Below are 19,379 nucleotides of genomic sequence, written 5' to 3'. Positions count from 1 at the left end.
ATGGCGATCACCTCTGCCAATCAGCTGGAACTGCTGCAGACGGCCGAAGCCGTCGCACGCGAGAAGATGATCGACCCCGAGCTGGTCATCGAAGCGATGGAGGACAGCCTCGCCCGTGCCGCCAAGTCGCGCTACGGGGCCGAGATGGACATCCGCGTGAAGATCGACCGCCGCAACGGCAACGCGACCTTCACCCGCGTCCGCACCGTCGTCGCCGATGACGAGGTCGAGAACTATCAGGCGCAGCTGACCGTCGAGCAGGCTCGCCCCTATCTGGACGAGCCCAAGGTCGGCGATGAAATCAGCGACCAGGTGCCGCCGGTCGAGCTGGGCCGCATCGCCGCGCAATCCGCCAAGCAGGTCATCCTGCAGCGCGTCCGCGAGGCCGAGCGCGATCGCCAGTACGACGAGTTCAAGGATCGTGCGGGCACCATCATCAACGGCATCGTCAAGCGCGAGGAATACGGCAACATCATCGTCGATGTGGGCCGTGGCGAGGCGATCCTGCGCCGCAACGAGAAGATCGGCCGCGAAAGCTATCGCCCGAACGACCGCATCCGCGCCTATGTCAAGGACGTGCGCCGCGAGAACCGCGGTCCGCAGATCTTCCTGTCGCGCACCGACCCGCAGTTCATGGCCGAGCTGTTCAAGATGGAAGTGCCCGAGATCTATGACGGCGTGATCGAGATCAAGGCCGTGGCCCGCGATCCCGGTTCGCGCGCCAAGATCGCGGTCATCAGCTACGACAACTCGATCGACCCGGTCGGCGCCTGCGTCGGCATGCGCGGCAGCCGCGTCCAGGCCGTCGTGGGTGAGCTGCAGGGCGAGAAGATCGACATCATCCCGTGGAACGAGGATCAGGCCACCTTCCTGGTCAACGCCCTGCAACCCGCCGAGGTCAGCAAGGTCGTCTTCGACGAGGAAGCCGGCAAGATCGAGGTCGTCGTCCCCGAGGAGCAGCTGTCGCTGGCCATCGGTCGCCGCGGCCAGAACGTGCGCCTTGCCAGCCAGCTGACGGGCCTGGACATCGACATCCTGACCGACGAGGAGGAATCCAAGCGTCGTCAGGCCGAGTTCAACGCCCGCACCCAGCTGTTCATGGATGCGCTGGATCTGGACGAGTTCTTCGCCCAGCTGCTGGTGGCCGAGGGCTTCACCAATCTCGACGAGGTCGCCTATGTCGACCAGGACGAGCTGCTGACCATCGACGGCGTGGACGAAGGCACCGCACAGGAACTGCAGGCCCGTGCCCGCGACGTGCTGGAAGCCAAGAACAAGGCCGCGCTTTCGGCCGCCCGCGAACTGGGTGCCGAAGACAGCCTTATTGAATTCGACGGTCTGACACCCCAGATGGTCGAGGCGCTTGCCAAGGATGGCGTGAAGACGCTGGAAGACTTCGCGACCTGCGCGGACTGGGAACTTGCCGGTGGCTGGACCACCGTCAACGGCCAGCGCGTGAAGGACGAAGGCCTGCTGGAACCCTTCGAGGTCACCCTGGAAGAAGCGCAGACCCTCGTGATGACCGCCCGCGTGTCGTTGGGCTGGGTCGACCCGGCCGAACTCGAATCCGAGGAAGAGCCGGTCGAGGACGAAACCGACGACGAGGAAACCGGGGCCTGATCGCGCCCCGGACAGGAGGGCAGGATTGAGCCGAGGCGGACGCACCAATGAAAGGGAAGACCCCGAACGTCGCTGCATCGCGACGGGCGAGGTCCAACCCAAGAGAGGACTGATCCGCTTCGTGATCGGTCCCGAGGACCAGATCGTTCCCGATCTGGCCGAGAAACTGCCAGGCCGCGGCATATGGGTCGCGGCCGATCGTGACGCGCTGGAAAAGGCGACCTCGAAGGGTCTCTTTTCGCGCGCGGCACGAACGAAGGTGACGGTGCCCGCCGATCTCGTGGCGCAGGTCGAGGACGGCCTCGCCAGGCGGGTGGTCGAACTGGTATCGCTGGCGCGAAAGACCGGACGGGCTGTCGCCGGCTTCGAAAAGGTCAAGGGCTGGCTGGCCGAGGGGCGCGCAAAGGTGCTTCTGCAGGCCAGCGACGGGTCCGAACGCGGCAAGGGCAAGCTGTGGACGCCGACCGGCGGACGCTGGTTCGGCTGCCTGACCGCAACAGAATTGGGTTTGTCCTTCGGGCGCGATCATGTCATACACGGCGCGCTTGCGGCGGGTGGCCTGACGGACAAGGTGATCTTGGAAGCCGGCAGACTGACGGGTCTGCGCGGGCATGACGGCAGCAATTCGGCTGCCGGGAAGGAATGAAGACGCATATGAGCGACAAAGACGGAAAGAAGCCCCTGGGCGTCGGCGGCAGCGGCCGCTCGGGCCAGGTCAAGCAAAGTTTCAGCCATGGCCGCACCAAGAGCGTGGTCGTGGAAACCAAGCGCAAGCGCGTCGTCGCCAAGCCCGGCGGCGGTGCTTCTCAGCCTGCCGACAAGGCCAAGACGCCGCTGACCGCCCGCGTTGCGGGCGATCCCTCCAAGCGCCCCGCCGGCATCTCGGATGCCGAGATGGAGCGCCGCCTGAAGGCGCTTGCCGCAGCCAAGGCCCGCGAGGCCGAGGATAACGAGCGCCGCGCGGCCGAGGAGAAGGCACGCGAGGAAGAACGCGAGCGCCGCCGCGCCGAGATCGAGGCGAAGGCCCGCGAGGAGCGCGAGCGCGAAGAGGCCCGCAAGGCCAAGGCCGAGGAAGAGGCACGCGCCGCGCGCGAGGCCGAGGAAGCCAAGGCCCGCCAGAAGGAAGAACCCAAGCGCGATGCACGGGCCAAGCCCGCAGCCGCAGCCAAGCCCGCGACGCCCGACCAGGCCGCGATCGAGGCCGCTGCCGCACGCGCCGAGACCAAGGGTGTGTCGAACACGCAGCGCAAGCCCGACCGCGAGCGCAACGATCGCGACAACCGCAACAAGACCACCCGCGACGACAACCGTCGCTCGGGCAAGCTGTCGCTGAACCAGGCGCTGAACGGCGAAGGCGGCCGCCAGCGCAGCATGGCCGCGATGAAGCGCAAGCAGGAAAAGGCCCGCCAGCAGGCGATCGGTGGCGGTCAACGCGCCGAGAAGCAGGTGCGCGACGTCCAGCTGCCCGATACCATCGTCGTCTCGGAACTGGCGAACCGCATGGCCGAACGTGCCGCGGATGTCGTCAAGTCGCTGATGAAGATGGGCATGATGGTCAGCATGAACCAGGCCATCGATTCCGACACCGCCGAACTGGTGATCGAGGAATTCGGCCACCGTGCGGTCCGCGTCAGCGATGCCGACGTGGAACAGGTCATCGACAGCGTCCAGGACAAGGACGAGGATCTGCAGTCGCGTCCCCCGATCATCACGATCATGGGCCATGTCGACCACGGCAAGACCTCGCTTCTGGATGCCATCCGCAAGGCCAATGTCGTCTCGGGCGAGGCCGGCGGCATCACCCAGCATATCGGCGCCTATCAGGTGCAGGCGGAATCGGGGGCGGTGCTGACCTTCCTCGACACGCCGGGCCACGCGGCCTTCACCTCGATGCGTGCCCGCGGTGCGAACGTGACCGACATCGTGGTTCTGGTCGTCGCGGCGGATGACGCCGTGATGCCGCAGACGATCGAGGCCATCAACCATGCCAAGGCGGCCAAGGTCCCGATGATCGTGGCGATCAACAAGGTCGACAAGCCGACCGCCGATGTCCAGAAGGTCCGCACGGCCCTGCTGCAGCACGAGGTGGTCGTCGAGCAGATGTCCGGCGACGTGCAGGATGTCGAGGTTTCGGCCAAGACGGGCCACGGTCTGGACGCCCTGCTGGAAGCCATCGCGCTTCAGGCAGAGATCCTGGAACTGAAGGCCAACCCGGGCCGCGCGGCCCAGGGTGCGGTCATCGAGGCACAGCTGGACGTGGGCCGCGGCCCCGTCGCGACGGTCCTCGTGCAGCACGGCACCCTGCGTCGCGGCGACATCTTCGTCGTCGGCGAACAATGGGGCAAGGTGCGTGCGCTGATCAACGATCAGGGCGAGCGCGTCGAGGAAGCCGGTCCCTCGGTTCCGGTCGAGGTTCTGGGTCTGAACGGCACGCCCGAAGCGGGTGACGTGCTGAACGTCGTCGAGACCGAGGCCCAGGCCCGCGAGATCGCCGAGTTCCGCACCCAGCAGTCCAAGGACAAGCGGGCCGCTGCAGGCGCCTCGATCACGCTGGACCAGATGCTGGCCAAGGCGAAGGCCGACCAGACCGTGGCGGAACTGCCCGTGGTCGTGAAGGCCGACGTGCAGGGTTCGGCGGAAGCCATCGTGCAGGCCCTGGAAAAGGTCGGCAACGACGAGGTCCGCGTCCGCGTCCTGCATTACGGCGTCGGTGCGATCACCGAATCCGATATCGGTCTGGCCGAAGCAAGCCAGGCGCCGGTCATCGGCTTCAACGTCCGTGCGAACGCCCCGGCCCGCAACTCGGCCAACCAGAAGGGCGTGGAGATCCGCTACTACTCGGTGATCTACGATCTGGTGGACGACATCCGGGCGGCCGCATCGGGCCTTCTGTCGGCCGAAGTCCGCGAGAACTTCATCGGCTATGCCGAGATCCGCGAAGTCTTCAAGGTCACCGGCGTCGGCAAGGTCGCTGGCTGCCTGGTCACCGAAGGGATCGCCCGTCGCAGTGCTGGCGTCCGCCTGCTGCGCGACAACGTGGTGATCCACGAAGGCACGCTGAAGACGCTCAAGCGCTTCAAGGACGAGGTCAAGGAAGTGCAGTCCGGTCAGGAATGCGGCATGGCCTTCGAGAATTACGACGACATCCGCCCCGGCGATGTCATCGAGATCTTCGAGCGCGAAGAGGTCGAGCGCACGCTCTGATCCTTCACAGGACGAAAAATGCGGAAAGGGCGGTCCTCGGGCCGCCCTTTTTCATGGCGGGGCGCGGCGGTTGCTGTCGCCTCGGCTCCGGCCGGACCCGGGACAGCATGCGACCCGTCCGGGCCTCGGCCATGAAAAAAGGGACAGCCTTGCGGCTGCCCCTTCTTCCTCCTCCCCTGATGCGGCGCGGTCCCTCCCAAGCCCGAGCCGCGGGAATTACTTGCCGACCGGCTTGCCTTCATAGGTGCGGCTGCCGACGCGGACGAGGATGTTGCCATCCGTGGTCGAGCCCTCGAAAAGGCCTTGGACGGAAATGTAGCTTCCGACGGAAATGGTGCGGATCATGTCAAGCCTCCTTGGTGATCATATCCAAAGGTAGTCATGAAATGGTTAAAAACGGGCACACAACACATTCAACTAATCGCGCGATAGGCAGTTTTGCAAGATAAAAGCAAAGAACCCGACGTCAAAGCCACATTTGCAGGGCCGGGATCAGGGGAATGTCCGCCGCAGGCATGTCATAATTGCGCAAATCGCGGGCATATGACCATGCAAGGCGCTGCCCTTCGCGCGGCTGGGGAATCCCCTGCCACTTGCGACAGGCAAATACGGGCATCAGCAGATGGAAATCGGCATAGCTGTGGCTGGCGAAGGTCAGCGGCGCAAGGCAGCTCTGCCAGGTCTCGATTCCCAGCTCCTCGTAGAGCTCTCGGATGAGGGCGGCCTCGGGGGTCTCGCCGGGTTCGACCTTGCCGCCCGGAAACTCCCACAGGCCCGCCATGGACTTGCCCTCGGGGCGCTGTGCCAGAAGTACGCGCCCCTCGGGGTCGATCAGGGCGACGGCGGATACCAGGACCGTCTTCACGACCGGTAATCCGCGTTGATGTCGATATAGCCGTGGGTCAGATCGCAGGTCCACACGGTCTGCGCGCCCTGCCCCAGCCCCAGATCCACCGCGATGCGCAGGTCCTGGTTCTTCATGTAGGCGCTGGCCTCGGCCTCGTCGTAATCGGGATCGCGCCAGCCGTCGCGGGCCACGACCATGTCGCCGAAGGCGATGGACAGGCGGTCGCGATCGGCATTCGCCCCCGACTTGCCCACGGCGGCGACGATGCGGCCCCAGTTCGCGTCCTCGCCGGCGATGGCGGTCTTGACCAGCGGCGAATTGGCGATCGACATGGCGACCAGCCGCGCATCGGCATCGTCGGCGGCACCGGTCACGGCGATCTCGACGAACTTGGTGGCGCCTTCGCCGTCGCGCACGACCAGATGCGCCAGTTCACGCATGACGCCGTGCAGCGCGGTCACGAATGCGGCACCGGGACCCTCGGCAAGCGAGGTGATCGGCGCGGCCTTCGACCGCCCCGTCGCCGCCAGGATCAGCGCATCCGAGGTCGAGGTGTCGCTGTCCACGGTGATCGCGTTGAAGCTGCCGTTCAGCCCGCCGCTCAGCGCCTGCTGCAGCAGGTCTGCCGAAATGGCCGCATCGGTGAAGACATAGACCAGCATCGTGGCCATGTCCGGCGCGATCATCCCCGACCCCTTGGCGATGCCCGAGATACGGATCTCTCCGCCCTCGCCCGCCACGGTGGCGGATGCGCCCTTGGGGAAGGTGTCTGTCGTCATGATCGCGCGCGCGGCCTCGGGCGCGCCGTCGGCCTTCAGGCTGCCTGCCAGGCCATCTATCGCCGCGACGATGCGGTCATGGGGCAGCGGTTCGCCGATCACCCCCGTCGAGGACGAGAAGACCCGCGAGGCGGGCAGCGACAGCGCCGTTGCGACCGCACCCGTCACCGCATCGACCGATTCCTGTCCGCGCGCGCCGGTGAAGGCGTTGGCATTGCCGGAATTGATGATGATCGCGGCACCGTCGGGGGCATCGCCCCCCTGTGCCAGCTTGGCCTGGTTGTCCAGCACGCAGGCCGCGCGGGTGGACGAACGCGTGAACGCCCCCGCGACCGTGCTGCCCGGTGCCACGCGGATCAGCGTGACATCGGTGCGGCCCTGGTATTTCACGCCCGCGGCGGCGCTGGCGAATTCCACGCCCTCGATCACCGGAAGATCGGGGAAGGATGCGGGCGCAAGGGGCGAGACGGGAAGCCCGGCCTTGCCCATCATTCGCTCTCCAGCAGGCTGTCGTCCTGCAGCAGCGCGGGGTCCAGATCCTCGGTGCGGGTCACCTCGGCCTCGCCCGCGATGCGCTCGATCTCGGTCTCGACCTTCTCGCGGCGGACCATCTGCGCCAGTTCCGCGCGGACCTCGTCCAGCGAGGGGGCCTCCTGCATCCGGGTCTCGTTCAGCTTGATCACGTGCCAGCCGAAATCGGTCTGCACAGGGTCCGAGATCGCGCCGGGTTCCATCGCGGCCACGGCCTCGGCGAAGGGGGCGACCATCTGATCGGCGGCGAACCAGCCCAGATCGCCGCGATTCGGACCCGAGGGGCCGGTCGAATGCTGTTCGGCCAGATCCCCGAAATCGGCGCCGTCGTCCAGCTGGGCCTTCAGGTCCTTCGCCTCTTCCTCGGTCTCGACCAGGATATGGGCGGCGTTGTATTCCTGCACCGCTTCCGCATCGGCGAACAGCTTGTCATAGGCGGCCTGCAGTTCCTCGTCCGAGGGTTCGGCCTCGGCCATCTGGCCCACGAAGGCGGTAGCGGCGGTATTGCGGGCCTGCAGCTCCTGCTGGGCGCGCAGCATGGGCGTATCCTCGGCGGCATGCGCGACGGCGGCCTGGCGCACCAGCTGGTCCAGCAGCGTGTCCCACAGCGCCTCGGCGGGCATGCCGGCCATGGCCGGGTCCTGCACCGATTGGCGCATCACGATCATCTGGCCCAGGGTGATGTCCTGGCCGTCCACCGTCGCGACCACGGTATCGGCATCCTGCGCCTGCGCGGCGGCAGCCATCAGCGGCACCGCAACGATCGCGGCCTTCAAAACGGGTCGAAACATCGGGAAATCCTTCCAGATCACGGCGCCGCGCCCGTCACGGGCATTGGCGCCAACATTGACAGTCAGGCAGGGCGGGCCTACATCCCGAAGCAACTCCGTGGAAGGCGCCGCCGCCGCGTTCGTTCAGGGCCCTGATACGGCAATGCGGCCGGTGCGGGCAAGTGGCCCGCTGCTGACGCACCTTTCCCAACTATGTGATTGTGAAGGTAACATGCTCGGAACTCTGGCGAAGAAGGTCTTCGGTACGCCGAACGACCGCAAGGTGAAATCGACCCGTCCGCTGGTCGCCCGCATCAACGCGCTGGAGGACGAGTTCACCGCATTGTCCGACGAGGGGCTGATCGCGAAGACCCGCGAGTTCCAGGACCGCGTCGCCGCGGGCGAAAGCCTGGACGCGATCCTGCCCGAAGCCTTCGCGAACTGCCGCGAGGGCGCCCGCCGCGCCCTGGGGCTTCGCGCCTTCGACGTGCAGCTGATGGGCGGCATCTTCATGCACGAGGGCAACATCTCGGAGATGAAGACCGGCGAGGGCAAGACCCTGGTCGCGACCTTCCCGGCCTATCTGAACGCGCTGTCGGGCAAGGGCGTCCATGTCGTCACCGTCAACGATTACCTGGCCAAGCGCGATGCGGAATGGATGTCCAAGGTCTATGCCCAGCTGGGCCTGACCTGCGGCGTCGTCGTCCCCTTCCAGCCCGAGGACGAGAAGCGGCAGGCCTATGCCGCGGACGTGACCTATGCCACCAACAACGAGCTGGGCTTCGACTATCTTCGCGACAACATGAAGGGCAGCGTGGCCGAGATGGTCCAGCGCGGCCACAATTACGCCATCGTGGACGAGGTCGACAGCATCCTGATCGACGAGGCCCGCACGCCGCTGATCATCAGCGGCCCGTCGCAGGACCGGTCGGAACTGTACCGCGTGCTTGACCAGTACATCCCGCTGCTGACCGACGAGCATTACAAGCTGGACGAGAAGGCCCGCAACGCGACCTTCACCGAGGAAGGCAACGAATTCCTCGAACAGCGCCTGCAGGCCGATGGCGTCCTGCCGGAAGGCCAGACGCTGTATGATCCCGAATCGACCACCATCGTGCATCACGCCAGCCAGGCGCTGCGCGCGCACAAGCTGTTCATGAAGGATCAGCACTACATGATCCGCGACGGCGAGGTCGCGCTGATCGACGAATTCACCGGTCGCATGATGAAGGGCCGCCGCCTGTCGGACGGTCTGCACCAGGCGATCGAGGCCAAGGAAGGCGTCGAGATCCAGCCCGAGAACGTCACGCTGGCGAGCGTGACCTTCCAGAACTACTTCCGCCTCTACGAGAAGCTGGGCGGCATGACCGGCACGGCATCGACCGAGGCCGAGGAATTCGCCGAGATCTACAAGCTGGGCGTGGTCGAGGTTCCGACCAATCGCGGCATCGCACGCCAGGACGAACACGACCGCGTCTATCGCACCGCGCAGGAAAAATACGCCGCCGTGATCGAGGCGATCAAGGAGGCCCATGCCAAGGGTCAGCCGACCCTGGTGGGCACCACCAGCATCGAGAAATCCGAGATGCTGTCCCAGCTGCTGACCCGCGACGGCGTCCCCCACAACGTCCTGAACGCCCGCCAGCACGAGGCCGAGGCCCAGATCGTCGCCGATGCCGGCAAGATGGGGGCGGTCACCATCGCCACCAACATGGCCGGTCGCGGCACCGACATCCAGCTGGGCGGCAATGTCGAGATGAAGGTCATGGAGGCGCTGAACGCCGATCCGGACGCCAATCCCGACGAGCTGCGCGCCCGGATCGAGGCCCAGCACGCGGGCGAGAAGCAGAAGGTGCTGGATGCGGGCGGCCTGTTCGTCCTGGGCACCGAGCGCCACGAGAGCCGCCGGATCGACAACCAGCTGCGCGGCCGTTCGGGCCGTCAGGGCGACCCGGGCCGTTCGCTGTTCTTCCTGTCGCTGGACGACGACCTGATGCGGATCTTCGGGTCCGAGCGACTGGACAAGGTTCTCTCCTCGCTCGGGATGAAGGAAGGCGAGGCGATCGTGCATCCTTGGGTGAACAAGTCGCTGGAACGCGCGCAGGCCAAGGTCGAGGGGCGCAACTTCGACATCCGCAAGCAGCTGCTGAAATTCGACGACGTCATGAACGACCAGCGCAAGGCGATCTTCAGCCAGCGCCGCGAGATCATGGACAGCGAGGAAGTGGGCGAGATCACCGCCGACATGCGCCATCAGGTCATCGACGACCTGGTCGAGGATTTCATGCCCGCGCGCAGCTATGCCGATCAGTGGGATATCGAGGGTCTGTCGAGCGCCATCCGCGAGCGGCTGAACATGAACCTGCCCGTGGCCGAATGGGCCGCCGAGGAAGGCGTGGACCAGGAAGCCATGCGAGAGCGCATCGTGGATGCGACCGACACCTACATGGCCGAGAAGACTCAAGGGTTCGGCCCCGAGAACATGGCGATGATCGAGAAGCAGGTCCTCTTGCAGCAGATCGACCAGAAATGGCGCGACCACCTGCTGACGCTGGACCATCTGCGCTCGGTGGTCGGCTTCCGCGGCTATGCGCAGCGCGATCCGTTGTCGGAATACAAGACCGAGGCCTTCCAGCTGTTCGAGGCGCTGCTGGACGGGCTGCGCTTCGACGTGACGCAGCGGCTGGCGCAGATCCGACCGCTGACCGAGACCGAGCGCGAGGAGATGATGCGCCAGATGGCCGATCAGCGCGAAGCGGCCCAGGCCGACCTGACCGCCGAACATCCGGGCGAGAGCGACGAGACCGCCGAGGAGAACCCCGCGCGCCTGCCGGGCTTCAACGAGAACGATCCCTCGACCTGGGGGAACCCGTCGCGGAACGACCTGTGCCCCTGCGGGTCGGGTCAGAAGTTCAAGCACTGCCACGGCGCGATCTGATCGTGCATGTCGCGGGGCGCCGTTTGCGTCCCGCGACGATTTCGGCCCGGTCGGGCGGGGACAGGCCCCGCCGCGATCCGGTCCGAAGGCCGGGCTGCGCCGGCCCCTCAGCCCAGATGGGTCGGCATTGTCCAGCCACGCAGGAAGTCATCGGCCCCCATGGGCCGCTTGCCCGCAGGCTGCACCTGGTGAACCTGCACGGCCCCTTCGCCACAGGCAATGATCATGCCCCGCAGCACCTGCCCCGGTTCGCCCTGCCCTTCCGCAATGGATGAGCGCAGCAGCTTGATCCGTTCATCGCCCATCATGCACCACGCCCCCGGAAAGGGCGACAGCCCGCGGATCTGGCGATCCACTTCGGATGCGGGGCGGGACCAGTCGATGCGAGCCTCGGCCTTGTCGATCTTGGCGGCATAGGTCACGCCATCCCGCGGCTGCGGTTCCGCACCCTTGGGCAGTTCGGCCAGCGTCCGCACGATCAGGTCCGCCCCCATCCGCGACAACCGGTCATGCAGGTCGGCGGTCGTCTCGGACGGGTCGATGGGGGTGCGCGCCAGCGACAGGACCGGTCCGGTATCCAGGCCCGCCTCCATCTGCATGATAGCCACGCCTGTTTCCGCGTCCCCCGCCATGACGGCGCGGTGGATGGGCGCGGCCCCCCGCCAGCGCGGCAGGATCGAGGCGTGGATGTTCACGCAGCCCAGGCGCGGCGCATCCAGAACCGGCTGCGGCAGGATCAGGCCATAGGCCACGACCACGGCGATATCCGCATCCAGATCCGCGAAGGCTTGCCGGTCGGCAGGATCGCGCAGCGTCGCGGGGTGGCGGACGGGCAGGCCCAGATCCTCGGCCGCGCGATGAACGGCGGACGGCCGCGCCTTCTGCCCGCGCCCCGCGGCGCGCGGTGGCTGGGTATAGACGGCCACCACCTCGTGTTCGGCGGCGATGGCCCGCAATGCGGGCACCGAGAAATCGGGCGTTCCCATGAAGATCACGCGCATGGCGGTTCCCCTTCTGGCGGTTGCGGTTCAGCGGCGCGACAGCTTGCCGGATTTCTGCACCAGCATCTTGCGCCGCAGCGGCGACAGGCGGTCGACATAGAGCTTGCCGTCCAGATGGTCGATCTGATGCTGCACGCTGGTGGCCCAGAGACCGACGAAATCGCGCTCCTCCACCTCTCCGTCGGCATTGAGGAAGCGCACCGTCACGGCACGCGGACGCTCGATCCGGGCGAAGACGCCGGGCAGGTTCGGACTGGCCTCGTCATGGGCGCGCAGCTGGATGCTCTCGTGCAGGATCTCGGGGTTGGCCATGCGGACGGCCTGGCCGCGCTTGTCCGAGGCATCGACCACCGCCAGACGCATCATGATGCCGATCTGCGGGGCCGCAAGGCCGACGCCCGGCATCGCGTCCATCGTGTCGATCATGTCGTCCCAGACCATGCGCACGGTCTCGGTCACGGCGGGGACCGGGTCGGCGGGGCGGTGCAGGCGCGGATCGGCATAGGGGATGAAGGGGCGAACGGGCATTCAGGTCTCCGATATGAGGCGGCCGTCCAGATGGTCGGCCAGATGCTGGGCGGCACGGGCGCGCGGGCCTTCCAGCAGTTCGGCATGATACCGGCCATAGAGGTCGTACCACCCCAGGCGGATCGAGACGGGTCGCGTCACGTGACACGACTTGTCCGGCCGCGACAGGCAATGTTCGATCCGCGTGTCGGTTTCGTCCGAACGCCACAGGATCTCGGGGTCGATGAACACCACGGGGGTGCCCTTCGCAAGGTGGGGGGCCATCACGAAGATCCGGTACATCCGCCCGATCTGGGGGGCGGCGATCCCCGGCCCCTGCCGCGGGGGCAGGCTGGCCAGCAGATCGGCCACGATTTCGCGGATGGCGGGGGCGTTCAGCACGCCCGCGGGTTCGCATCGCTGCAGAAGGCGCGCATCGGGCGCCAGAAGGATCGCGCGCGGTCGGCCCGGGGCAAGCCCCGGCAGGGTCGGACGGGTCGCCCCGTCCCGACCGGCCGCCTCGTCAGCCACGGGCCTGCTCTCGTTTCAGCTTGACCATCTTGCGGGTGATCATCTGCCGCTTCATCGCGGACAGGTGGTCGATGAACAGCACGCCGTTCAGGTGGTCCAGCTCGTGCTGGGCGCAGGTCGCCCACAGCCCGTCGAATTCGCGTTCATGGGTCGCGCCGTCCAATCCCAGCCATGTCAGGCGCACCTCGGACGGGCGGGTGACGCTGGCATATTGGTCGGGGATCGACAGGCAGCCCTCCTCGTAGGAATTCTGCGCCTCGGAGGACCAGCTGATCTCGGGGTTGATCAGGACCATGGGCGCGGGCTCGGCCTCGGGGTCGCGGGTGGCGTCCATCACGAAGATCCGGCTGTTCACGCCGATCTGCGGACCCGCCAGTCCGATGCCCGGTGCATCGTACATGGTCGCAAGCATGTCGGCGGCCAGCGTCTCGACCTCGGGGGTGATGCGCGCGATGGGGTCGGCCACCTTCTTCAGGCGGGGATCGGGATGGATCAGGATCGGTTTCAGGCTCATTCCCGCGAAATAAGCCAAGCCTTCACCATAGGCAACATCCGGCGTATGCAGGGGCAGGATCGCAACATGCAGCGGGGACAGCATGCACAAGCCCGACTTCGACGAGATCATCGACCGCACCGGCACCCATTGCAGCAAGTGGGACGACATGGAGGCGGCTTACGGCGTATCGCCCGATGACGGGCTGTCGATGTGGGTCGCGGACATGGATTTCCGTCCGCCCCATGCGGTGCAGCAGGCGGTCGAACGGATCGCGGCGCATGGCATCTACGGTTATCCGGGGCGGCACCGGCCCTATCTGGACGCGATCTGCTGGTGGATGGCCGAACGCCACGGCTGGCGGATCGATCCGTCCTGGATCCTGACCTGCGCGGGGCTGGTCAACGGCGTCGCGATGACGCTGGACGCCTTTACCGCGCCGGGCGACGGGGTGATCGTGATGTCGCCCGTTTATCACGCCTTCGGGCGCGTCGTGAAGGCATCCGGGCGCGACCTGGTCGAACTGCCGCTGGCAGAGCGTGACGGGATCTACGGCTTCGACTGGCAGGCATGGGAGGGCATGCTGAAAGGCCACGAACGGCTGATGATCCTGTGTTCGCCCCATAATCCGGGCGGTCGCGTCTGGACGGCCGAGGAACTGACCGAGGTGGCCGAGTTCTGCCTGCGCCACGACCTGATCCTGCTGTCCGACGACATTCATTGCGACCTGGTGATGCCCGGCTGCGGCCCGCACCGGATGATCGCGACGGTGGCGCCCCAGATCGCCGACCGGCTGATCACGCTGACCGCCGCCACCAAGACCTTCAACATCGCGGGCGCGCATATCGGCAACGCGATCATCGCGGATGCGGGACTGCGCGCGCGGTTCCAGGGGGCGCTGGCCGCGCGGGGCATCTCGCCCGGGATGCTGGGCATGGACATGGTGGCGGCGGCCTATTCGCCCGAAGGGGCGGCCTGGGTCGATGCGCTGGTCGAATACCTGGACGGCAACCGCTGCGTCTTCGACGAAGGCATCGCGGCGATCCCCGGCCTGCGGTCCATGCCGCTGCAGGCGACCTATCTGTCATGGGTCGATTTCTCGGGGACGGGGATGACGCCTGCCGAATTCACCGACCGGGTGCAGTCCTCGGCGCGCATCGCCGCCAATCACGGCGCGACCTTCGGGCTGGGGGGCGATCAGTTCCTGCGCTTCAACATCGCGACGCCGCGTGCCCGCGTGACCCAGGCCGTGGCCCGCCTGCAGCAGGCCTTCGGCGACCTGCAATAGGCGGCCCGCGTTGCAACCGGCACGGGCCTTGCTTATACAGCCAGCGAAACAGAACCCCAGAGGCGTCTCCTGATGGTCTATCTTGATTTCGAAAAGCCGCTTGCCGATATCGAGGGCAAGGCCGAGGAACTGCGCGCCATGGGCCGCAAGGATGACGGGGCCGTCGATGTCGAGAAGGAGGCCGCGGCGCTGGACAAGAAGTCCCGCGACCTTCTCAAGGAACTCTATTCCAGCCTGACGCCCTGGCGTAAGGCGCAGGTGGCCCGCCACCCGAACCGCCCCCATTGCAGCGATTACATCGCCGCGCTGTTCACCGAATACACGCCGCTTGCGGGCGATCGCGCCTTCGGTGACGACCATGCGGTCATGGGCGGCCTTGCACGGTTCCAGGACAAGCCCTGCGTGGTCATCGGCCACGAGAAGGGCGACGACACCAAGTCCCGCATCCACCACAATTTCGGCATGGCCCGCCCCGAGGGGTATCGCAAGGCCATCCGCCTGATGGACATGGCGCATCGGTTCAACCTGCCGGTCATCACCCTGGTGGACACGCCCGGCGCCTATCCCGGCAAGGGTGCCGAGGAACGCGGCCAGTCCGAGGCCATCGCCCGCTCGACCGAGAAATGCCTGCAGGTCGGCGTGCCGCTGGTCTCGGTCGTGATCGGCGAAGGCGGATCGGGCGGGGCCGTGGCCTTCGCGACCGCCAACCGCATCGCGATGCTGGAACATTCGATCTACTCGGTCATCTCGCCCGAGGGCTGCGCCTCGATCCTGTGGAAGGACGCGGAACGCATGCGCGAAGCCGCCGAGGCCCTGCGCCTGACCGCGCAGGACCTGAAGAAGCTGGCCATCATCGACCGCATCATCGGCGAACCGATGGGCGGTGCGCAGCGCGCGCCCGCCGACGCGATCGCCGCCGTCGGCACCGAGATCGCGGCCATGCTGGACGATCTGTCGGGCAAGTCCCCCGAGGAACTGGTCAAGGACCGCCGCGAGAAGTTCCTGAAGATGGGCTCGGTCGGCCTGGGCTGAACGAGCTTCGCGAAAACGTGACCAAAGCGCCACAGCGGGCCTGCAAGCACCGCTAGTGGCGCTTTTTCGTTTGCGCGACGGGCGGAACGCGGCAACGCTCCGCCCTGCCCGAAATGTCGTGAACGAAGGAGGGGCTGGATGAACCATACCGCACAGCAACTCCGACAAGGGGCCACCGTCCGGACGTCGAACCGACGCTGAACGCCGCCCCACGGGCAATTACCGCAGATGACATGACCGCATGACCCCTTTTGCCGGGGCCGATGCCGCATGCGCTGCATTTCCACATCCAAAGACCGGAACGCGATGCCAAGGGGGGGAATCCCTTCATCGCCAGGAGAAAAGACCATGATCGCAGAGATGCACCCCGGCCACGGGCCGCTGATGCCCGCCATGCACCGCCTGATCCTCCGCCACGGCGCAAGCGCCGTCGCATGGGCCATGCTGCGCGCGCTGCTGATGCCACGGAAAAGGCGGCCGAGGCCGCCCGATCCCTATCACCTCAGCCCGCATATGCGGCGCGATATCGGCCTGCCCCCGGAAGGGCCGCATGTTCCGCGCTATTACGAGCTGCGCTGATCCGCGATCGGCGTGAACCCCGCCTCGGCCATCAAGCGGTCCGAGGCGGTCTCGATCTCGGCCTCGAGGCGCGGCAGGAACCCGCCGCGCGGAAGGTCGGGGTCGATGGCGGGCAGGAACTCGATGATGGCGGTGCCCGGCCGGATCCCCCAGCCCGAGCGCGGCCAGAACAGGCCGGTATTCACCGCCACCGGGATCACCGGCAGCCCCGAGCTGGCGCGGATCGTCGCGACCCCGTGCTTGTAGGGGCGGCGTTCGCCCGGCAGGGTCCGCGTGCCTTCGGGATAGATGATCAGCTGCCCCAGCCCGTCGCCCGCGATCCGCTGGTTGATCTGCGTCGAGATCGCGGACATGGCGTCCTTGCCCTTGCGGCGGTCGATCGGGATGCAGCCGACCTTCCAGGCGAACCAGCCCACGACCGGCACGCGCATCACCTCGCGCTTCATGATGAAGGCGCGGCGGGGCACCGCATGGGCGATCATCAGGATGTCCCAGAAGCACTGGTGCTTGGCCGCGACGACGACGTCATGGGTGGGGGGCGTGCCGCGCACCTCGCAGCGCAGGTTCAGATGCAGCCGCGCGGCCCAGACCAGATGCGCGATCCAGCGATCCGCGACCCGGTTCGCCCCGCGGCGCCCGTCCCGCAGGCTGACGATCCCGAACACCCCGATCAGCAGCGTCGCGATCGCGGCATGCACATAGAAGGTGACGTTGCGCAGATATTGCAGCGCGGTCAGCGGTCCGGGACGGTAATCGCTCATCTCACGGCCTCCAGCATCTTCAGCGCGGCCCAACGGGTGGCGAAGAAGCCGACCGCGGCGGCGACCAGCGGAATGGTCAGCGGCAGCAGCCAGCCCAGCCCCTGGAACCCGAGCCCCGTCAGGAACCCGCCCGCCTGTTCGGCCGAGGGCAGGATCGCGATGCCCAGCATCCCGGCGGCGGTGCCCACCGTGGCCCCCGCCGCCGCGCGCCGGGTAAAGCGCCGCACGAAGGCCGTGGCGATGGTCAGGTCGCGCGCGCCGATCAGGCGCAGGACGCGGATAACCTGTCCATTCGCCGCAAGCGCCGCCTTGGCCGCCAGCGTGATCATCGCGGCCGATGCCGCAGCGATCAGGATCAGCGACACGATCCCCAGGAACTTCAGCCGCTTGGCCGCCGCGATCAGCGGACGCCGCCATTCGGTGTGATCGTCCAGCACCGATCCCGGCGCCTCGGCTTCCAGCCGCAGGCGAAGACCCTCGGGGTCGAAATCGGCGCTTTCGACCGGCAGGTCGATCAGCGCGGGCATGGGCAGCGCATCGACCGGCATGTCGGGTCCGAACCAGGGTTCCAGCAGGGCGGCCAGTTCCTCGGGGGGCAGCTGGCGCGGCTGACCCACGCCGGGCGTGGTGCGCAGGATCTGCAGCGCCGACTGGACGCGGGCCTCCTGTTCGCCCGCCGGGGCACTGACGCGGATCGTGACAGCGCCCGCAAGGTCCGACGACCAGCGTTCCGCAAGCCGACCCGTCGCCAGAGCCAGCGCCAGCGCGAAGACGGCCAGGAAGGCCATCGCGCCCGCGGAAAACAGCGTCAACTGCGCGGTAAAGCCGGTGGGCGGGACGATGCGGTCGCTGCCATTCACCTCGGACCCGAACAGGCCGCGCCACAGCGCGATGGGGTTCAGCGTTCTCAGATCGGCACCCATCACAGATCGGCCCCCGCCAGATGCAGCGTGCCGCCCGAGATGCGCAGCACTCGCGCGGTGACCTGCGCCTTGGTGGCGCGGATCAGGTTCAGGTCATGGGTCGCGACCAAGACGGTCTTGCCCGATTTGTTCAGCTCGATCAGCAGCTGCATCAGCCGCATGGACATCTCCCAGTCCAGATTGCCCGTGGGTTCATCCGCAAGAACCACGTCGGGCGACAATATCACGGCACGGGCCAGCGCGGCCCGCTGCCTTTCGCCACCCGACAGCGACGGCGGCAGGGCGCGGGCATGGCCCTGCAGCTGCACCCAGCCCAGAAGGTCGCGCATGGCCTGCATGTCCACCGGCTCTCCGGCGATGGTCAGGGGCAGCGCGATGTTCTCGGCCACCGGCAGGTGGTCCAGGAATTGCGGGTCCTGGTGGACCACGCCCACCCTGCGCCGCAGATCGGCCACCGCGTCGCGGTCCAGCGATCGGGGTTCCTCTCCGAACAGGCTCATCCGGCCCGAGCTTGGCATCAGGTCGCCATAGCACAGCCGCAGAAGCGTGGTCTTGCCCGCCCCGGAGGGCCCGGTCAGGAAATGGAACATCCCTGCCTGAAGGCTCAGGTTCATGTCCGACAATAGCTCGGCCTGGCCCTGATAGCCGAAACCGACGTCCCGCATCTCGATCAAGCGCCACCTCATCGTTCGAAATCGGCCCGTCTTGATGCGAGCCCTGCGCCCGGATGCTTGGAAGCCGGGCTGACGCTTGATAAAACAGCCGCAGGACGATTGCGAGGGTGCCATGGCTGAAATCAGGTTGATCTGCCCGGGATGCGGGTCGGACTATGCATTGCCGGCCTCCGCGATCCCCGAATCGGGCCGCGAGGTGGAGTGCACGGATTGCGGCCGGGTGTGGCTGGCGCATCTGTCGGACGCGATTCAGGCCCCGACTGCCGAGCCCGAACGTCAGGCGGTCATGCCCAGCAAGCGGCTGGCCCCCGACATGCTGCAGTTCCTCAAGGACGAGGTCGAACACGAACGCCGCCTGCGCGAGGCCGAGGGGCAGACCCGTTTCCGCCCCATCTGCAGCGAGCCGTTCGAAACCGACTGGCCCGCCACCACCGTCACCCTGCCCGCGGCCGCCACCACGACGACGCCCGCCGGCACCAGGGTCATCCGTCACCGCCCGCAGGCGCCCGCCGAACCGCTGCCCCCCGCCGAACCCGCCCCGCGCGCGCCCGCGCCCGCGCCGCAGACGGCGGCGCGCGTGGTGCCGCCCTGCCCCGAGCCGACAGCCAAGGTGCCGCTGAAGCCTGCGCCCGCGCCGATGCCCCCGGCCCCGACACCGGCCCCGGCCGCGGAACAGCCCGCCGAGGATCTGCCGACCGCGACCCCTGCCAAGCGCGGCTCCTATGCGGCGGGGATGGCGCTGATGCTGGGCCTCGCGGCGGCGGTGGTCGCGATCTATGTCGTGGCCCCCCGGCTCGAATCCGGGACCGCGATCTCGGATCTTCTGATGCAGTGGCATGGCGGTCTGGATCGCGCGCGGTCCTGGCTGGACGGACGCGCCGCCAGCCTGCTGCGCGGCTGA

At 67.3% G+C, this 19,379-nt stretch carries 19 protein-coding genes; 8 read left to right on the top strand and 11 right to left on the bottom strand.

From position 1 onward, the window contains the following. Genes nusA through infB form a run of 3 tightly spaced genes read left to right on the top strand, consistent with a single transcriptional unit; the run spans window position 1 to window position 4,824 of the window. Window positions 1-1,620, top strand: coding sequence for a transcription termination factor NusA (nusA, locus tag KO490_RS05105; protein WP_216018313.1), 1,620 nt, complete (start codon window positions 1-3; stop codon window positions 1,618-1,620). A 25-nt stretch (window positions 1,621-1,645) separates the two neighbouring features. Then, on the top strand, window positions 1,646-2,266 hold the full coding sequence (locus KO490_RS05100) for an RNA-binding protein (protein WP_216018312.1): 621 nt from the start codon (window positions 1,646-1,648) through the stop codon (window positions 2,264-2,266). Window positions 2,267-2,274: 8 nt separating this feature from the next. Beyond that, window positions 2,275-4,824, top strand: coding sequence for a translation initiation factor IF-2 (gene infB, locus KO490_RS05095; protein ID WP_216018311.1), 2,550 nt, complete (start codon window positions 2,275-2,277; stop codon window positions 4,822-4,824). A 216-nt stretch (window positions 4,825-5,040) separates the two neighbouring features. Here infB and KO490_RS16550 read toward each other — a convergent pair whose 3' ends face one another. The 4 genes from KO490_RS16550 to KO490_RS05080 all read right to left on the bottom strand — a co-directional run bounded on the left by KO490_RS16550 (window position 5,041) and on the right by KO490_RS05080 (window position 7,772). Beyond that, window positions 5,041-5,169, bottom strand: a complete 129-nt coding sequence (locus tag KO490_RS16550) for a hypothetical protein (protein ID WP_256447462.1) — start codon at window positions 5,167-5,169, stop codon at window positions 5,041-5,043. A gap of 121 nt (window positions 5,170-5,290) precedes the next feature. Then, window positions 5,291-5,689, bottom strand: coding sequence for an 8-oxo-dGTP diphosphatase MutT (gene mutT, locus KO490_RS05090; RefSeq protein ID WP_216018310.1), 399 nt, complete (start codon window positions 5,687-5,689; stop codon window positions 5,291-5,293). Beyond that, window positions 5,686-6,939: a bifunctional glutamate N-acetyltransferase/amino-acid acetyltransferase ArgJ gene (argJ, locus tag KO490_RS05085; RefSeq protein WP_216018452.1), complete on the bottom strand. Its 1,254-nt coding sequence runs from the start codon at window positions 6,937-6,939 to the stop codon at window positions 5,686-5,688. The genes mutT and argJ overlap by 4 nt, the downstream gene beginning before the upstream one ends. Continuing rightward, window positions 6,939-7,772: a peptidylprolyl isomerase gene (locus tag KO490_RS05080; RefSeq protein ID WP_216018309.1), complete on the bottom strand. Its 834-nt coding sequence runs from the start codon at window positions 7,770-7,772 to the stop codon at window positions 6,939-6,941. The genes argJ and KO490_RS05080 overlap by 1 nt, the downstream gene beginning before the upstream one ends. A 211-nt stretch (window positions 7,773-7,983) precedes the next feature. Here KO490_RS05080 and secA point away from each other — a divergent pair, with 211 nt between their 5' ends. Then, window positions 7,984-10,689, top strand: a complete 2,706-nt coding sequence (gene secA / locus KO490_RS05075) for a preprotein translocase subunit SecA (RefSeq protein WP_216018308.1) — start codon at window positions 7,984-7,986, stop codon at window positions 10,687-10,689. A 107-nt stretch (window positions 10,690-10,796) separates the two neighbouring features. Here secA and fmt read toward each other — a convergent pair whose 3' ends face one another. The 4 genes from fmt to def (KO490_RS05055) are packed head-to-tail and all read right to left on the bottom strand — an operon-like array spanning window position 10,797 to window position 13,242. After that, window positions 10,797-11,690 carry a methionyl-tRNA formyltransferase gene (gene fmt / locus KO490_RS05070; RefSeq protein ID WP_216018307.1) on the bottom strand — a complete coding sequence of 298 codons (894 nt, stop codon included), beginning with the start codon at window positions 11,688-11,690 and terminating at the stop codon, window positions 10,797-10,799. Between the two features lie 27 nt (window positions 11,691-11,717). Then, window positions 11,718-12,218, bottom strand: coding sequence for a peptide deformylase (gene def, locus KO490_RS05065; protein WP_216018306.1), 501 nt, complete (start codon window positions 12,216-12,218; stop codon window positions 11,718-11,720). Then, a complete protein-coding gene (locus KO490_RS05060; protein ID WP_216018305.1) occupies window positions 12,219-12,728 on the bottom strand; it encodes a peptide deformylase in 510 nt (169 codons plus the stop codon). Continuing rightward, window positions 12,721-13,242: a peptide deformylase gene (gene def / locus KO490_RS05055; protein ID WP_216018304.1), complete on the bottom strand. Its 522-nt coding sequence runs from the start codon at window positions 13,240-13,242 to the stop codon at window positions 12,721-12,723. Before def (KO490_RS05055) ends, KO490_RS05060 begins: the two co-directional genes overlap by 8 nt. Window positions 13,243-13,324: 82 nt before the next feature. On the opposite strand from def (KO490_RS05055), the gene KO490_RS05050 reads away from it, so the two are divergent. From KO490_RS05050 to KO490_RS05040, 3 genes are all read left to right on the top strand, one after another. Next, a complete protein-coding gene (locus KO490_RS05050; RefSeq protein WP_216018303.1) occupies window positions 13,325-14,509 on the top strand; it encodes a MalY/PatB family protein in 1,185 nt (394 codons plus the stop codon). A gap of 72 nt (window positions 14,510-14,581) precedes the next feature. After that, entirely contained in the window at window positions 14,582-15,541 is a 960-nt protein-coding gene (locus tag KO490_RS05045; protein ID WP_216018302.1) for an acetyl-CoA carboxylase carboxyltransferase subunit alpha, read from the top strand. Window positions 15,542-15,889: 348 nt separating this feature from the next. Then, entirely contained in the window at window positions 15,890-16,120 is a 231-nt protein-coding gene (locus tag KO490_RS05040; RefSeq protein ID WP_216018301.1) for a hypothetical protein, read from the top strand. On the opposite strand, the gene KO490_RS05035 is transcribed toward KO490_RS05040, so the two are convergent. The 3 genes from KO490_RS05035 to KO490_RS05025 are packed head-to-tail and all read right to left on the bottom strand — an operon-like array spanning window position 16,105 to window position 18,478. Further along, the gene (locus KO490_RS05035) at window positions 16,105-16,881 is read right to left on the bottom strand and encodes a 1-acyl-sn-glycerol-3-phosphate acyltransferase (RefSeq protein ID WP_216018300.1); all 777 of its coding nucleotides are present in this window, start codon (window positions 16,879-16,881) and stop codon (window positions 16,105-16,107) included. The two genes, KO490_RS05040 and KO490_RS05035, sit on opposite strands and share 16 nt — an antisense overlap. Further along, complete coding sequence (locus KO490_RS05030) at window positions 16,878-17,807, bottom strand: ABC transporter permease (RefSeq protein ID WP_303462855.1); 930 nt, start codon at window positions 17,805-17,807, stop codon at window positions 16,878-16,880. Before KO490_RS05030 ends, KO490_RS05035 begins: the two co-directional genes overlap by 4 nt. After that, window positions 17,804-18,478 carry a cell division ATP-binding protein FtsE gene (locus KO490_RS05025; RefSeq protein ID WP_216018450.1) on the bottom strand — a complete coding sequence of 225 codons (675 nt, stop codon included), beginning with the start codon at window positions 18,476-18,478 and terminating at the stop codon, window positions 17,804-17,806. The genes KO490_RS05030 and KO490_RS05025 overlap by 4 nt, the downstream gene beginning before the upstream one ends. Before the next feature lie 112 nt (window positions 18,479-18,590). Between KO490_RS05025 and KO490_RS16595 the strand changes: the two genes are divergently transcribed. Then, window positions 18,591-19,379 (top strand): zinc-ribbon domain-containing protein, encoded by a 789-nt coding sequence (locus KO490_RS16595; protein WP_216018299.1) that lies wholly within the window; start codon window positions 18,591-18,593, stop codon window positions 19,377-19,379.

This window comes from Paracoccus sp. C2R09 (assembly GCF_018860625.1).
Lineage (GTDB): Bacteria > Pseudomonadota > Alphaproteobacteria > Rhodobacterales > Rhodobacteraceae > Paracoccus.
Note: the sequence above shows the minus strand (reverse complement) of the source record. Positions and strands in the feature narration are given on the sequence as shown.